Annotated in this window: 15 protein-coding genes; 4 read left to right on the forward strand and 11 right to left on the reverse strand. The window is 69.1% G+C overall.

What is annotated here, in order from left to right; translation table 11 throughout:
* The 3 genes from BZL64_RS42015 to BZL64_RS07775 all read left to right on the forward strand — a co-directional run.
* Positions 1 to 968, forward strand: a 968-nt coding sequence (locus BZL64_RS42015) for a toxin glutamine deamidase domain-containing protein (RefSeq protein ID WP_341868787.1), incomplete at its 5' end; no start/stop codon positions are given.
* Entirely contained in the window at positions 969 to 1,271 is a 303-nt protein-coding gene (locus BZL64_RS07770) for a YrhB domain-containing protein (RefSeq protein WP_086767438.1), read from the forward strand.
* Positions 1,272 to 1,274: 3 nt separating this feature from the next.
* A complete protein-coding gene (locus BZL64_RS07775) occupies positions 1,275 to 2,576 on the forward strand; it encodes a YrhB domain-containing protein (protein WP_086767440.1) in 1,302 nt (433 codons plus the stop codon).
* Positions 2,577 to 2,799: 223 nt separating this feature from the next.
* Here the strand turns inward: BZL64_RS07775 and BZL64_RS07780 are convergent, their stop codons facing one another.
* The 10 genes from BZL64_RS07780 to BZL64_RS07825 form a co-directional block, all read right to left on the reverse strand.
* Positions 2,800 to 3,273, reverse strand: a complete 474-nt coding sequence (locus BZL64_RS07780; protein WP_086767442.1) for a hypothetical protein — start codon at positions 3,271 to 3,273, stop codon at positions 2,800 to 2,802.
* 2 nt (positions 3,274 to 3,275) lie between these two features.
* The gene (locus tag BZL64_RS07785; protein WP_086767444.1) at positions 3,276 to 3,785 is read right to left on the reverse strand and encodes a hypothetical protein; all 510 of its coding nucleotides are present in this window, start codon (positions 3,783 to 3,785) and stop codon (positions 3,276 to 3,278) included.
* A gap of 29 nt (positions 3,786 to 3,814) precedes the next feature.
* Positions 3,815 to 5,161 carry a hypothetical protein gene (locus BZL64_RS40530; RefSeq protein WP_208639384.1) on the reverse strand — a complete coding sequence of 449 codons (1,347 nt, stop codon included), beginning with the start codon at positions 5,159 to 5,161 and terminating at the stop codon, positions 3,815 to 3,817.
* Between the two features lies 1 nt (position 5,162).
* Positions 5,163 to 5,486: a hypothetical protein gene (locus BZL64_RS07795; protein ID WP_341868788.1), complete on the reverse strand. Its 324-nt coding sequence runs from the start codon at positions 5,484 to 5,486 to the stop codon at positions 5,163 to 5,165.
* Between the two features lie 316 nt (positions 5,487 to 5,802).
* On the reverse strand, positions 5,803 to 6,957 hold the full coding sequence (locus BZL64_RS07800; RefSeq protein ID WP_086767448.1) for an acyltransferase family protein: 1,155 nt from the start codon (positions 6,955 to 6,957) through the stop codon (positions 5,803 to 5,805).
* A gap of 187 nt (positions 6,958 to 7,144) precedes the next feature.
* Positions 7,145 to 8,338 (reverse strand): elongation factor Tu, encoded by a 1,194-nt coding sequence (gene tuf / locus BZL64_RS07805; RefSeq protein ID WP_086767450.1) that lies wholly within the window; start codon positions 8,336 to 8,338, stop codon positions 7,145 to 7,147.
* A 154-nt stretch (positions 8,339 to 8,492) separates the two neighbouring features.
* Positions 8,493 to 10,619, reverse strand: coding sequence for an elongation factor G (gene fusA, locus BZL64_RS07810; protein ID WP_086767452.1), 2,127 nt, complete (start codon positions 10,617 to 10,619; stop codon positions 8,493 to 8,495).
* A gap of 39 nt (positions 10,620 to 10,658) precedes the next feature.
* On the reverse strand, positions 10,659 to 11,129 hold the full coding sequence (gene rpsG / locus BZL64_RS07815; RefSeq protein ID WP_030788318.1) for a 30S ribosomal protein S7: 471 nt from the start codon (positions 11,127 to 11,129) through the stop codon (positions 10,659 to 10,661).
* Positions 11,130 to 11,132: 3 nt separating this feature from the next.
* Complete coding sequence (gene rpsL / locus BZL64_RS07820; protein WP_003948652.1) at positions 11,133 to 11,504, reverse strand: 30S ribosomal protein S12; 372 nt, start codon at positions 11,502 to 11,504, stop codon at positions 11,133 to 11,135.
* A gap of 253 nt (positions 11,505 to 11,757) precedes the next feature.
* Positions 11,758 to 12,840 (reverse strand): glycosyltransferase family 2 protein, encoded by a 1,083-nt coding sequence (locus tag BZL64_RS07825; protein ID WP_279634591.1) that lies wholly within the window; start codon positions 12,838 to 12,840, stop codon positions 11,758 to 11,760.
* Positions 12,841 to 12,966: 126 nt separating this feature from the next.
* On the opposite strand from BZL64_RS07825, the gene BZL64_RS07830 reads away from it, so the two are divergent.
* Positions 12,967 to 14,262 (forward strand): glycosyltransferase family protein, encoded by a 1,296-nt coding sequence (locus BZL64_RS07830; RefSeq protein ID WP_086767454.1) that lies wholly within the window; start codon positions 12,967 to 12,969, stop codon positions 14,260 to 14,262.
* Between the two features lie 23 nt (positions 14,263 to 14,285).
* On the opposite strand, the gene BZL64_RS07835 is transcribed toward BZL64_RS07830, so the two are convergent.
* Positions 14,286 to 14,762, reverse strand: a complete 477-nt coding sequence (locus tag BZL64_RS07835) for a DUF1707 and DUF4190 domain-containing protein (protein ID WP_086767456.1) — start codon at positions 14,760 to 14,762, stop codon at positions 14,286 to 14,288.
* Positions 14,763 to 15,023: the final 261 nt, after the last annotated feature.

The following is a 15,023-nucleotide window of genomic DNA, read 5'->3' on the forward strand; positions in this document are numbered from 1 at the left end:
CCCACGCCCCCGCCGAACCCCCGCCGCTCGACCGGCTCGGCGACAACATGATCGACGGCTACCAGGCCCTCAACACCGAACTGACCCACGTCATCGGCGGCGCCCTGAAGGGAACCGCCGGCCTGCTCAACTTCGTCCGCGGCCTCAACCCCCTCGACCCCTACAACCTCACCCACCCCGCCGCCTACCTCCAGAACGTCAGCATGACGCTCTCCGGCCTCGTCTCCACCGCCGCACACCCCGAACGCGTCGCCCAGGCCGTCGTCGACGGCTTCAAAAAAGACCCCTCCGAATTCATCGGCCGCCTCCTCCCCGAACTCATCGGCACCAAAGGCGCCGGACTCGGACGCACAGCACTACGCACCGGCCTGAAGGAAGGCGCGGAGGCCGCTGCGTCGAACGCGGCGGCCAAGGGGATTAAATATGGGGACGAGGCGGTCGACTCCGCACCGAAGGACTGGAGCGGACTGGCGAAATCCACGGATAATGTCGGCGAAAAAGCCATTCACTACGATTCCGTGGATCCGGAGGCGGCCAAGGATTTCCTGGACAGCGAATACCCCTGGCTGAAGGACGTCAACAACACCGGTATGCCGGGCTACATGGACAACTGCAGTCACAATGTCGTCGCGGTGGATCGCCGGATGGACGGCGCGGAGGTCAGCGCCGCACCCAAGCAGGCGGGCGACCACATCCCGCCCGACCAGCTCGGTCTGCCCAACCGGGCCAAGGGCCACTACGACATGGTCAACAGCTACGATGACATCGTCAAGGACCTCCAGGCCCGCGGCGAGGGTTCCCGCAGCGCCGTGTACATCAGCCGCCCGGACGGCACGGCGCACGTCTTCAACGCCGTGAACAGCAAACACGGTGTCGTGTTCCTCGACGGCCAGAGCGGGCAGCTCGGAATGCTGGAGAAAAACGTCTCCTCCATCGGGCACATCCCTTATCGCGACGGAGTCAAATAAATGGTGACCAAAGAAGAAGCCGTCCTGGCGGGAGCCCACTTCCTGAGGACCGCGGGATATCCGGACCGCCCGGACTCCATCGTCATGCTCCCGGAAACCGCCGTCGAATTCCCTTACGGCTGGACCGTGCGCTTCGATTTCAAGGAGCACATCGAGACCGGCGATTCCGCGCAGGCTCCCTTCTCATCCGTCGTGGTCGTCCCCCACGACGGAACGCCTGCCCACTTCGCCCCGACGTTCCCGCCGGTGGCGATGTACATGGAGATGCGCGCCGCGGGCAACTGGCCCCCCAAGAAGGGATAGGGAGTGACTGTCCCGCACGATCGCGCCGCTGCCTGGCTCGCCGCCACCTACGGCGGTCTCGTCCAGCTCGCCGCCCCCCACCCCGTGCACGAGACCGCCACCGCCTGGCTGCTGTCCTGCCGGACCGTGCCGCAGCCCGGCTACCCGCAGACGCCGATGCTGGCGGCCTCCGTGGTGGTGCCGAAGGACGGCGGCACGCCGTTCCACCCCGCGCCGAGCGATCCTCTCGGAGACCTGGCCCCGGCCTCCTCTCCCGAGGAGGCGGCGTTCCGGGTCGAGGGCCAGCCCCGCCGGATCAACTCCCGCGGCTGCACGGTCACCCTGCACAGCATGATCAGCGGCGCCCCGTCGGCTCCCCTGCCGTGGCGTCCGTCCGACGAAGCGCCGGGCTGGGTGGCGCGGCTCGCGCGCCGCTACTTTCCCGAATTCACGCGCATCCCCGTCGACGGCTGGGACGACGTGGTGAAGGCCGTCGCCGAGCCGGGCCCGGACACCCGGGGCGTGGTCTGGGTACGCCGGGAGATCGGCGGCCACGAGGCGACCGGCAACCTGCTCTACGCGCACAACAACAAGGGGCAGGTCGCCCTCCTGGACGGGGTGACGTCGTCACTCGCCCGGCTCGACACCTCCTCGGTGCGCGAACTGCTCCTGCTCCGGGCCCTGCCCGCCGCCCAGGCCCCTCGCCGACTGCCGTGGGAGAGGCCGGCGGCGGACTTCACCTCCGCGGTCGACAAGGCCCGGCTCTGGCTCGAGGACGCCTATCACGGGCAGGTCGGCCTCGCGGCGCCGACACCGCAGGACGAAATCCGGCGCGGCTGGGTCTTCTCCTGCAACACCGAACGCTTCCTGAGCGACGGCCACTGGCAGGACGCCCTGCTCGACGCGACGGTCGTCGTCCCCAAGGACGGGGCCGCGCCGTTCGGCCTGCCCAACTCGGACCCCTGGGCGTGGCTGGCCCGCTGGGACGCGGGCGAGGACCCCGGCTCGTCGGGCCTCCCCGCGCCGCCCCGGCCCGGCCGCGCCTCCTGGTTCGAGCCGACGCTCTCGGCGCTGGGCGCCGTCCTGTCCGCTTCCGAGCACGAGGACTGGCCGGGCGTACTCGAAGCCCTGTCGGCCCTGCCCGCCGACGCACGGGCGCTGGTCTGGGTGCGCCGTACGGACGGCCGGTCGCGGGAGGCCGTGGGGTGGCTGGTCAACGCCTTCAAGACGGCGGACGGCGTCATCCTGGTGGACGGCGCGACCGGCGCTCCGGCGGCCCCGGACGCGACGGGCGTCCACCGGCTGCACGTGATCCGCTACCGCTGATCGAGCACACTCGCGAGGCACCGGGCGACGCGGGGCGGCGCCGTCGGCAGCCTGCCGGACGCCGGCCCGTTCGCCCGGTCCGCCGGGTCCGCTGCCGTGGGTCGCGTCCCCTGGCCACGATCACCGTCCGCGCGGGCGGCCTGCGCCACCTGGACGCCCAGGGCGTCTACGCCCTGGCAGTCCCGCGGACCGCGGAAGGCCTACGCCGACCCGGCTTCGGGGGTCACCACGTGGACAGCACCCCGCGCCAGGTCCATCCCGCGTCGAGGACCGCCTCCACCAGGGGGTTCCGCATGTCCCGCGAGTCGAAGCGAAACGTCTCGACCCGGCGCCTGCGCCCGTCGGGCCCCCGCTCGTAGGCCCACTGCCGGGCGACCTTGGTCGCAGGACCCCGCCCGTACCGCTTGCCGCCGCTCTCGGGCGACCGGTCCCACCGCTCGTCGAGGGTGTGCACCTCATGGCTCTCCGGCACGAACCGCATCCGCGTCTTGAGCCGCAGGCGCAGCTCCGGAACCTGCCACTCGGCCACCAGATCGGCCTTCTCCTCGGGAAGCGCGGCCCGCACCAGGAACGGCACACCGGCCGCGTTGACCGCGAGCAGCGCGTCACGGACCTCCGCGGCGGAGCGCGGAGCGATGCCGCTGTCCGGGTACTTGGTGCCGGTTCGCCTGTCCCGGTATCGGCTCCAGAAGCCCACCGCTAAGCCTCCGTTCCGGTGTCCGGCCGCACCGTGCGCAGGAACTCCTGGAAGTCCGCCAGGACGGCGTCGTGCTGGGCCGCCGTAGCTGTCAGAGCCAATCGAACGACCGCCCGCTTGTGCGGATCGACCACGTCCGTCAGCGACAGGTACACCTGGGACTGGACGAGGTCTCGGCGGACGCCACCGCTGACGGCCGAGAAGGTCAGCCGCTGTGTGAGGGCCGGCGCCTCGGCGGAGCCGACCTCGCGGCGCGCCGCCACGGACACGGACCTGGCGATCTCGCTCAGGTGGTCCACGGAGGCGTCGGCGAGATCGGCCAGCGTCGCCGCGTCCGGAGGGATCTCGCCGTCGATGGTGATGTTGGCGCTGAACCCGGCGTCCGGTCGCGGGTGCACGGCGGCGAAGGCCACGTCCGGGGCGGCTGCCCACCCGTCTCCCGGCTCGGGGCGGACCGGCAGCCAGCCGTCCGGCAGGCGGAACCGGATCGGCACCGGCAGTGTCGCGGGCATCTGGGGCCCTCCTTCCATGCGGGAGTACATCAGAACCAGCCGGTGACGGTGTTCTTGACCGAACCGGCGGTGTCCGTGACCGCGTCGATCCCGTCTCCTACGGCGTCGGCGGCGGCGTCGATGCTCTGAGAGACCTTGTCCGGATCGACGGTGATCTCAAGGCCCAGACTGCCGCCGACGCCGGGAGAGAGACCCGCGTCCGCGCCGATCGTCCACACCCCGGTGTCCTCGTCCTTCTTCCAGCCCGCCCAGGCCTCCGCACCAGGACCCTTCCATCCCTCGGCCGATCCGCCGACGCCGATGCCGAAGACCTCCACGCCGCCGGCCACGCCGCCCTTCGCCCCGGCGAACGCCTTCGCGCCGACCGTGACCTCCTCCTTGGTCACCTTGAGGCTGGCCCCCGCCTCCCCGCCGGCGAACCCCTCGGCGCGCCCGTAGACACCCCCGTACGGCCCGTACTCGGCGCGTCCCTCGGCCAGGGCGCGTATGCCCGCGGAGGCCTCAGCCTTGGCCACGAGACCCTTGTCGGTGAGACCGTAGTTCGCGGTGGCTCTGGCTCCGCCGTAGACGTCGGTGATTCCGGAGAGTTTCCAGGGCCCGTTGGTCAGTGTGCCCTTCGCGGTCAGGTGGAAGAGGTCCGCGTACGCCTTGAGCGAGCCCTCCTTGCCGTACTTGGGCCCGGTCACGGTGAAGCCGACTCCCGGTCCGGTCACCGTGAACTCACCGGCCGACACCCACCCGTTGATCTCGAGGCCCGCCTCGGCCGCCGCCTTCTCGGCCTCGTACCGCTCGATGTCGCCGTAGGCCTTGCCGTTGAAGCCGTTGAGGGTCCCGTCGTTGACGTCGGAGTCGATCACGACGGCGGTGAGGGCGATCTCGACGCCCCTGTCGGCCTCTGCCACGTCCTTCACGAGCCGGTCGATCCGCTGCTGCCACGAGGTGACGGCCTTGCGGCAGCTTTCCTGGTAGTCGGGATCGTGGACGTAGGCGGTGTATTCACCCCGGCTCAGCCGCTCCGTGTCGAACGTGACCACGCCCTGGTCCGACACCTTCATCCCGGCGTCGACGGCGTCCTGACGGGCCGACGCCAACGTGCCGCGCAGATCGGTGAACTGCGCGTGCGCGTCCCGCAGCAGCGAGGCGATCGCCTTGGCCTCGGCCTGGGCGTTCTGGAACTCCTTGAGCGTGGTGGCGAAGCGCTTGTTGGCGGCGTACGCGCTGAGGCCCACCCAGGTGTCGCCCATCGAGATGCGGTGCACATCCCGCCGGTATGCCTTCTCCTGCTTGAGGAACTCCGCGGCCATGCCGTCCCAGCGGTCGGCGGCCGTCGTGAGCGTGGCCAGGTCGGTGGTCATGGCCTCGTGGTACGTCGGCATGTCAGTACCCCTCGATCGGTGAGATCCGGCGAACGTCCGTCCCGACTCCGAGGTCCGTGTTCTGGAGCACGGTGTTGGTGCTCCGCAACGCCGCCTTCTCCGACGCGAGACGGCTCATCAGGTTCTGCACCTGCCCGTCCCACGTGTCGTGCGCCTTCTTCAGCGCGCCCGAGGTGACCCACCCGTCGCCGTCCTTCGGCGCGAACGCCTTGACGGCCGCGTTCGTTTCGGTGTCCGCCCAGTCGCCGGCCTTCTTCGTGTCCGGTTCGATGTGGTCCTCGATGGCCTTCGCCGCGGCCCGCTTCTGCGCGGGCGACGACGCCAAGTCCTTCTGTCCGCCCGGCAGTTGTCCTCCCGGCGAAGAACCTCCGGGATCGAGCGGTATCTGGTTCAACCGCATGCCCGCGGGGCTCACTTCCCCGCCGCCTGCTATGTCCGGCACTCCTGCCGACTGCGCCATGACTGTCAACCCCCGTGTGTTCAGTTGGCGTACGGCGGTCAGGTTAGCAACGTGAGTACGGCGACAGGAGGGACGTGAGTACGCACACCGGTGGCCGGGGCCCTCCCCCACCACCGCTGGGGCTGTCCGACCTTTCCCTTCCGCCGCACTCCGGGCGACGACGGGACGGGGACGACCGGGCCTAGCTGCCGCCCCGGGCCGCCCGCGAGAACGCCGTCTCCAGTCCCCGCTTCACCGCCCCCGCCAACGGCCGCTCCACGAACCGGTGCACCGCCCAGCTCAGCACCAGGAACCCGGTGATGACCGCCGCGACCAGCAGGCGGGCGTCCATGTCGTCGCGCAGGCGGCTGATGACCGCCGTACCGGCCGCGTAGTGCATGAGGTAGAGGGGATACGTCAGGCTTCCCGCCGTCACCAGCCAGCGCCACTGGACGCGGTCGGTGTGGCCCAGGGCCACCGCGACCATCAGCAGCAGGAACGCGGTGAAGATGAGCACCGCCCCCCGCCAGCTCGACACGTGCTCGATCTCGTCGATGCGCTGGCCCAGCTCGCGCTGGCCCATCAGCCAGGCCATGGCGAGGATGCCCCACAGGAGCAGGTCCTGGCCGAAGCGGTGCATGAGGTAGAGGGCGAGGCCGGCGATGAAGTACCAGGCGCCCTCGGGGTTCGCCACCAGGTCCAGCAGCGGCAGGCGGGACACCGGCGCGATCATGGCGGCCGCGCCCCACACACAGCAGAAGAGGACGACCTTGCGGTACGTCAGGCCGGTCGCGACGACCAGCAGGAACAGCAGGTAGAAGCGCAGCTCCGACCAGAGCGTCCAGTAGACGCCGTCCACGTTGCGCACCCCGGAGCCGGACTGGAGCATCGTCAGGTTGAGGAGGACGTCCCGGGCCCGCAGCCGCTCCCAGACGCCCGGCACCGCCGCCAGCACGCCGGTGGTGAACAGGACCGCGAACCAGTACGCCGGGTACAGCCGGATCACGCGGGAGACGAAGAACTGGCGGGGTGTCCGGCCCCAGCAGGACATGCAGATCACGAAGCCGCTGATGACGAAGAAGATCTCCACGCCGATCCAGCCGTACGTCGCCACATGGAACACGGTCGGCATGATCTCGGAGACCGGGCGGTCCCAGATCAGATTGCCGGGCTGGTCCACCCGGTCGGTGCCGGCGAAGTGGTGGAGCGCGACCATCAGCGCGGCCAGCAGGCGGATGCCGTCCAGGGCGTAGAGGCGGGGCCGCCGTTCACGGCCGCGGGGGGCGTCGGCGAGCGGGAGCTGCACGGCGAGCGGGGGAAGCGGCTGCGCGCCGCGTATGAGAGACAAGCCAGTCATCCTCGTCGGGGGGTCCGACGAGTCAGGCTACGGCCGTGATCAGCAGCTCAGAGGTCACGGACCAGAACGTTTGTCCATGGTTCATCTGTCGCACATCGAGCAGCGCACCGGGCACGCGAAAGGGCCCGTACGACCGAAGTCGTACGGGCCCTCTCAGGTGCTCGCAGTCGGAGCTACCAGGTCGAGATCACTTGGTGATCTTGATGACCTGGCCGGCGCCCACGGTCCGGCCACCCTCACGGATGGCGAACTTCAGGCCCTCCTCCATGGCGATGGGCTGGATCAGCGCCACCGTCATCTCGGTGTTGTCGCCCGGCATGACCATCTCGGTGCCCTCGGGGAGGGTCACGACGCCGGTCACGTCCGTGGTACGGAAGTAGAACTGCGGGCGGTAGTTGTTGAAGAACGGCGTGTGACGGCCGCCCTCGTCCTTGGACAGGATGTACGCCTGCGCCTCGAACTCGGTGTGCGGGGTGACCGAACCCGGCTTGATGATGACCTGGCCGCGCTCGACGTCCTCGCGCTTGATGCCGCGAAGCAGCAGACCGACGTTCTCACCGGCCTGGCCCTCGTCGAGCAGCTTGCGGAACATCTCGATACCGGTGACCGTGGTGGTGGTCTTCTCGGTCTTGATGCCGATGATGTCGACGGTCTCGTTGACCTTCAGGACACCACGCTCGATACGGCCGGTGACGACCGTACCGCGACCGGTGATCGTGAAGACGTCCTCGATCGGCATGAGGAACGCCTTGTCGACGTCGCGCTCCGGCTGCGGGATCGACTCGTCGACGGCCTGCATGAGGTCGAGGACGCTCTGGGCCCACTCCGGGTCGCCCTCAAGCGCCTTGAGAGCGGACACCTTGACGACCGGAAGGTCGTCGCCGGGGAACTCGTACTCGGAGAGGAGCTCACGGACCTCGAGCTCGACGAGCTCCAGGATCTCCTCGTCGTCCACCATGTCGGCCTTGTTCAGGGCGACGACGATGTACGGGACACCGACCTGGCGGGCCAGGAGCACGTGCTCCTTGGTCTGCGGCATCGGGCCGTCGGTGGCGGCGACCACGAGAATGGCACCGTCCATCTGGGCCGCACCGGTGATCATGTTCTTGATGTAGTCCGCGTGACCCGGGCAGTCGACGTGCGCGTAGTGACGCGTCTCCGTCTGGTACTCGACGTGCGCGATGGAGATGGTGATACCGCGCTGGCGCTCTTCGGGAGCCTTGTCGATCTGGTCGAAGGCCGAAGCCTCGTTCAGGTCCGGGTACTTGTCGTGCAGCACCTTGGTAATGGCGGCCGTGAGGGTCGTCTTACCGTGGTCGATGTGACCGATGGTGCCGATGTTGACGTGCGGCTTAGTCCGCTCGAACTTCGCCTTCGCCACTGGGGTCCTCCTGGGAGTGGTTCTGGTACGCCTACTTCATCGGCGCCAGGTGATCTTTGCTGGAATGCCCGGGCCCAGGGGCGAACGACCGGAAATGCGGCCGTTTGCCCCCAGAGGCTCCGGAGTCAAGCCTACGGCGTGAAAACGGAGTGCGTTACTCGCCCTTGGCCTTCGCGATGATCTCCTCGGCGACGTTCCGCGGAACCTCGGCGTAGGAGTCGAACTGCATCGAGTAGCTTGCGCGACCCGAGGTCTTGCTGCGGAGGTCGCCGACGTAGCCGAACATCTCCGAAAGGGGCACGAGGCCCTTCACGACGCGAGCGCCGGCACGCTCCTCCATGGCCTGGATCTGGCCACGGCGGGAGTTGATGTCGCCGATGACCTCACCCATGTAGTCCTCGGGCGTGGTGACCTCGACGGCCATCATCGGCTCGAGCAGCACGGGGCTGGCCTTGCGCGCGGCCTCCTTGAACGCCTGCGAACCGGCGATCTTGAAGGCGAGCTCGGAGGAGTCCACCTCGTGGTAGCCACCGTCGAGCAGGATGACGCGCACGCCGGTCATCTCGTAACCGGCGAGGATGCCGAACTGCATGGCCTCCTGCGCACCGGCGTCCACCGAAGGGATGTACTCCCTCGGGATACGGCCACCGGTCACCTTGTTCACGAACTCGTACGACGCGTCGCCGTCCGTGATCGGCTCGATCGCGATCTGCACCTTGGCGAACTGGCCGGTGCCACCGGTCTGCTTCTTGTGCGTGTAGTCGAGCCGGTCGACCGTCTTGCGGATGGTCTCGCGGTACGCCACCTGCGGCTTGCCGACGTTGGCCTCGACCCGGAACTCGCGCTTCATACGGTCGACCAGCACCTCGAGGTGCAGCTCGCCCATACCGCCGAGGATGGTCTGGCCCGTCTCCTCGTCCGAGTGAACGTGGAAGGAGGGGTCCTCCTCCGCGAGACGCTGGATGGCGACACCCAGCTTCTCCTGGTCACCCTTGGACTTGGGCTCGATGGCGACCTGGATGACGGGCGCCGGGAAGTCCATGGACTCCAGGATCACCGGGTTCTTGTCATCGCAGAGCGTCTCACCGGTCGTGGTCTGCTTCAGACCCATCACGGCGACGATGTCGCCGGCGCCCACCGCATCGATCTCCTCACGCTTGTTCGCGTGCATGCGGTAGATCTTGCCGATGCGCTCCTTCTTGCCCTTGACGGAGTTCAGCACCGCAGTGCCGGTCTCCAGGCGGCCCGAGTACACCCGGACGAAGGTGAGCTTGCCCAGGTGCGGGTCGCTCATGATCTTGAACGCCAGCGCGGACAGCGGCTCGTCGACGGACGGCTTGCGCTTGACGACGACCTCGGCGTCCCGGACGTCGTGGCCCTCGATGGCCTCGACGTCGAGCGGGGTCGGCAGGTAGCGCACGACCGCGTCGAGCAGGGGCTGGACGCCCTTGTTCTTGAACGCGGTACCACAGAACACCGGGGTGACCGTGATGCCGTCGGACTTGCCGGACGCGATGGTGACGCGACGGATCGCGGCGTACAGCTGCTCCTCGGTGGGCTCCTGGCCCTCCAGGAACAGCTCCATGATCTCGTCGTCGTGCTCGGCGACGGTCTCGACCAGCTTGCCGCGGTACTCCTCGGCAGCCTCGGCGTGCGTGGCCGGGATGTCGACGACGTCGTACATCTCGCCCTTCGCCGCCTCGGCGGACCACACGAGCGCCTTCATGCGGACCAGGTCCACAACGCCCTTGAAGTCCATCTCGGCACCGATCGGCAGCTGCATGATGATCGGAACGGCACCGAGCCGGTCCTTGATCATGTCGACGCAGCGGTGGAACTCCGCGCCGGTCCGGTCGAGCTTGTTGACGAAGCAGATGCGCGGCACGCCGTAACGGTCGGCCTGACGCCACACCGTCTCGGACTGCGGCTCGACACCCGCGACACCGTCGAACACGGTGACGGCACCGTCGAGGACGCGCAGCGAGCGCTCTACCTCGACGGTGAAGTCGACGTGCCCGGGGGTGTCGATGATGTTGATCGTGTAGTCGTTGTCCTCGAGCGGCCAGTGACAGGTGGTGGCAGCAGAGGTGATCGTGATGCCACGCTCCTGCTCCTGCTCCATCCAGTCCATGGTGGCGGCGCCGTCGTGGACCTCACCGATCTTGTAGCTGACGCCGGTGTAGAAGAGGATCCGCTCGGTGGTGGTCGTCTTGCCCGCGTCGATGTGGGCCATGATCCCGATGTTGCGGACCTTGGCCAGGTCAAGTGAAGTGGTAGCCATAAGGCTTTCGTCTTCTCTCGGTCTCGATGTGGGTAGCGACTACCAGCGGTAGTGCGCGAAGGCCTTGTTGGACTCGGCCATCTTGTGCGTGTCCTCGCGCTTCTTCACAGCGGCGCCGAGGCCGTTGGAAGCGTCGAGCAGCTCGTTCAGCAGACGCTCGGTCATGGTCTTCTCGCGACGGGCGCGGGAGTAGCCGACGAGCCAGCGGAGCGCCAGGGTGCTCGCGCGGCCGGGCTTGACCTCGACCGGGACCTGGTAGGTCGCGCCACCGACACGGCGGGACTTGACCTCGATGGTCGGCTTGATGTTCTCGAGAGCGCGCTTGAGCGTGATGACCGGGTCGTTGCCGGTCTTCTCGCGCAGGCCCTCCATGGCGCCGTAGACGATGCGCTCAGCGGTGGAGCGCTTGCCGTTCAGCAGCACCTTGTTGATGAGCGACGTGACAAGAGGAGAACCGTAGACCGGGTCGATGATGACCGGGCGCTTCGGGGCGGGGCCCTTACGAGGCATTTTCTACTTCTCCTTCTTGGCGCCGTAGCGGCTGCGGGCCTGCTTGCGGTTCTTGACACCCTGGGTGTCGAGGGAGCCGCGAATGATCTTGTAGCGAACACCCGGCAGGTCCTTCACACGGCCACCACGCACGAGCACGATGGAGTGCTCCTGCAGGTTGTGTCCCTCACCCGGAATGTAAGCAGTGACCTCGATCCCGCTGGTCAGACGCACACGCGCGACCTTACGCAGGGCCGAGTTCGGCTTCTTCGGGGTGGTCGTGAACACGCGCGTGCAGACGCCGCGACGCTGAGGAGAACCCTCGAGTGCGGGCGTCTTGTTCTTCTCGACCTTGTCCTGCCGGCCCTTCCGGACCAGCTGCTGGATCGTAGGCACTACTTCTCCGGTTTCTGTGTGCCGAATGTGAAGCTAACCTGGAACGTCGCCGACCCACGCGGTCGGGTGTGTCGAATCCCGCGGACTTCCGCCGCGAGGCAGAAAGAGGCGCAGATTGCGGTGGCCGCTTTTCAGACCCCTGTGCGGTTGAAGGCACGCACGAGGGCCAGGGCACACCCCAGGCACAAGGTCTGAGCGTACCCAGCGCAATGACTCCGGTCAAAACAAGGGCGGCGCCGCCGACACACCGAGCCTACGTCCGCACCCCCGAGGACCCTTGTGGTAGCGGGGTTCCGGCCTCCGCGGGCGGCGGGATCGCGGCCCCGGCGTGAGCCGCGTCATGTCCGCCACCGGGCCCGGCCACACGGTTCCCGGCCTCCCCCTGCGCCGTGTCATGGCCGATGAAGTACGTCGGACGGTTCTGTACGGCCGTATAGATGCGGCCCACGTACTCGCCGAGCAGGCCCACGCAGATCAGCTGGACCGCGCCGATGAACAGCACGCCGGTGAACAGCGACGTCCAGCCGGGGACGGTGTGCTCCAGGGCATGGGCGCTGAGCGTGTAGACCATCAGGGTCAGACAGACCAGGAAGGCGAAGCCGCCGAGCCAGGTGGCGATGCGCAGCGGGGCCGCCGAGAAACCGGTGACGCTGTCCACCGCGAGGCGGATCATCCGGCCCAGCGGGTACTTGCTGCGGCCGGCCGGGCGCGGGGCGCGCTCATAGGTGACCCGGCCGCTGGGGAAGCCGAGCCAGGGCACCAGGAGGCGGTAGACGCGCTGCTGGTCCGGCAGGGCCCTGAGCGCGTCGACGGCGGCCCGGCTGAGCAGCCGGAAGTCCCCGGCCTGGGCGGGCACGGAGGGGCCGGCCAGGCGGCGCACGAGCATGTAGTACAGGCCGGCGGTCCACCGCTTGAAGCCGGTGTCGCTGGCCCGGTCGGCCCGGATGCCGTAGACGATGTCGAGGCCCTCGGCGCGGGCCAGCTCCAGCATCTCGGGGATCTTCTCGGGCGGGTCCTGGAGGTCGGCGTCCAGGCTCACCACGTACGCGCCGTGCGCCCGGTCCAGGCCCGCGGTGAGGGCGGCCTGGTGGCCGGAGTTGCGGCGCAGGCCGATCACGCGCAGCTCGGGCCAGCCGAGGCGGAACGCGGCGAGCAGCTCGGCGGTACGGTCGGTGCTGCCGTCGTCGACGGCGACGACCTCGTAGCCGACGCCCAGCCCGGCGAGAACCGGGCGCAACCTGCTGACCAGCGCGGGAAGGACCTCTTCCTCGTTGTACATGGGTACGACGACCGACAGGACGGTCACCGCCGCCGTGGTGTCCGGCGCTTCAGGCACCCGTCCTCCCCCAAGCTGTGACGCACATGTGCGACGCTGTTGCGATCTTATGACCACACTTCACAATCATCCGGACAGCGGTCGCGCGCCTGTCTCAGGCCGGTCGTCCGAGGGGGGACCCCAGTCATGAGCACGGCCCGCAGCGACGCGGCGACGGACTCCGCGATGCCCGACGAGCCCGGCGAACCGGACGGACAGCGGGAGCGGCCACGGATGCCGCGCCGGCTCGCACTGCCGGATGGTCTACGACCGTACCGTGCCCCGCTGCTCCTGTACGGCGTGACGAAGCTCGTCGGGCTGACCGTCTTCGCGTTTCTCCTGGAAGCCGCCGGCGACTACCGGAAGAAGGAACCCCGCTTCGGCGGCGGCGCCCACTGGTGGGACGTGCTCGCCACCTGGGACGGCTGGTGGTACCTCCAGGTCGCCGAGAAGGGGTACGACCCGCGGCCCCTGGAACGGCTCGACCCGGGCGGACTGTTCACGGTCAAGCAGAACTCCGTCGCCTTCTTCCCGCTCTACCCGGGGCTGATCCGGGGCGTGTCCGAGATCACCGGACTCGGCCTGTTCGGGTCCGGGATCCTCGTCTCGGTGCTGGCCTCCTTCGTCGCCGCCGCCGGTATCTACGCCGTCGTCTCCACCCTCGCGGGCGTGCGGGCCGGCACCATCGCCGCCGGTCTGTGGGCGGTCGTGCCGGGCGCCGGAGTCGAGTGGGCGGTGTACTCGGAGTCCCTGTTCGTGGCCATCGCCGCCTGGTCCTGCTACAGCGTGATGAAGGGCCGCTGGCTGGCGGCCGGGCTGCTCGCCTTCGTGGCCGGGCTGAACCGGCCCACGTCCGCCGCGCTGATCGGCGCGGTCGGGCTCGCCGCGCTGGTGACCCTCGCCCGGCGCGACAGCAGACGGGAACACGGGGTGGCGGGGCCGGTGTACGCCATGGTCGCCGCGCCGCTCGGCCTGCTCACCTATGTCGCCTGGGTCGGCCTGAGCATGGGTGATCTGACGGCGTACTTCACGCTCCAGCGAGAGGGCTGGGCGCACTTCTTCGACTTCGGTGCCTACAGCCTCGACGTGCTGGGCAACACGGCCGTCGGCCACCACAACTACTTGTTCGCCTTCTCCGTGCCCGACCTCATCGCCGTGCAGGTGGTGCTCGCGCTGCCGTTCCTGATCGCGCTGATGCTGCGCAAGAAGCCGCCGCTGGTGCTCGTCGCCTACACCCTGGCGAGCATCCTGACCGTGCTCGGCACCCAGCAGATGTTCGGCAACACCCCGCGTTATCTGCTGCCCTGCTTCCCGCTGCTGCTGGCCCCCGCGGCGGCGATGGGCCGGCTGAAATGGCCGAGCCTGGCGGTCTTCTTCACCACGGCGGCGGTGGCCTCGGGGTGGTACGCGCACTACGTCATGTTCGAGCTGGGCATTCCGTAGCCGGCCGGGCCCGGACAGAACAGCTAGTCGACCGCCGCCAGGAACACGATGGCCAGGAAGAGCGCCCAGCCCGCCACCGACAGCCAGCCCAGGACGAGGCCGGCCATGGCGAAGCCCTCGCCGCCCTCCCCGGAGCGGCGGATCTCGGCTCTGGCCGTGTGCCCGAGGATCACCGCGGGGATGCCGGTGATCCCCATCGTCATCGTGGTCAGGACACCGCAGACCATGGCGCCGACCGCCTTGCCGTTCGTCGGCGGCGGGGCGGCCAGGAAGGTCCGCGGAATCTGCGTCGGATAGCCGTACGGCTGCGGGACGGACGGCTGCACGGAGACGGGGCCCTGCGGCAGGTCGGCGACGATCAGGGACAGCTCCCCCACCGTGCGGGCCTCGTACGCCCGCGCCACCCGGCGCTCGAACTCAGGCTGCTGGAGACGGCCCTCGGCGAAACCCGCTCTGAGGACGTCGACGGTGCGCTCCCGGTCCGCGTGGGCGGCCAGCATCGGCGGACTGCTCTGGCCCTGCCACGGCTGCCATGGCGACGGATACGACACGGACACCTCCCCCGCTCGGCGAAACTGCCTCCCATCATTCTCCTACGCTCGGCGTCCCGCGATGGTTCCCCGCTCACCCGAGCGCATCTGGTTCCGGCACGCGGAAGCCGTGAGGGACCGTGAGCGGGCCGCGGGTCCGGCGGAGGCCGCCAGGGGTCCTCTGCGGCGCCCCAGGGCCACCAGCACCGCGGGTACGGCCGCAGGCGCGCC

This window comes from Streptomyces bobili (assembly GCF_002154575.1).
GTDB classification, from domain to species: Bacteria; Actinomycetota; Actinomycetes; order Streptomycetales; family Streptomycetaceae; genus Streptomyces; species Streptomyces bobili.

Excerpts from the sequence above, each read along its gene's own strand:
- BZL64_RS40530 (WP_208639384.1), bottom strand. The coding sequence starts at position 5,161 with ATGCCGACGTACCACGAGGCCATGACCACCGACCTGGCCACGCTCACG.
- BZL64_RS07770 (WP_086767438.1), top strand. The coding sequence starts at position 969 with ATGGTGACCAAAGAAGAAGCCGTCCTGGCGGGAGCCCACTTCCTGAGG.
- fusA (WP_086767452.1), bottom strand. The coding sequence starts at position 10,619 with ATGGCTACCACTTCACTTGACCTGGCCAAGGTCCGCAACATCGGGATC.
- BZL64_RS07785 (WP_086767444.1), bottom strand. The coding sequence starts at position 3,785 with ATGCCCGCGACACTGCCGGTGCCGATCCGGTTCCGCCTGCCGGACGGC.
- BZL64_RS07830 (WP_086767454.1), top strand. The coding sequence starts at position 12,967 with ATGAGCACGGCCCGCAGCGACGCGGCGACGGACTCCGCGATGCCCGAC.
- rpsG (WP_030788318.1), bottom strand. The coding sequence starts at position 11,129 with ATGCCTCGTAAGGGCCCCGCCCCGAAGCGCCCGGTCATCATCGACCCG.
- BZL64_RS07800 (WP_086767448.1), bottom strand. The coding sequence starts at position 6,957 with ATGACTGGCTTGTCTCTCATACGCGGCGCGCAGCCGCTTCCCCCGCTC.
- BZL64_RS07835 (WP_086767456.1), bottom strand. The coding sequence starts at position 14,762 with ATGCTGGCCGCCCACGCGGACCGGGAGCGCACCGTCGACGTCCTCAGA.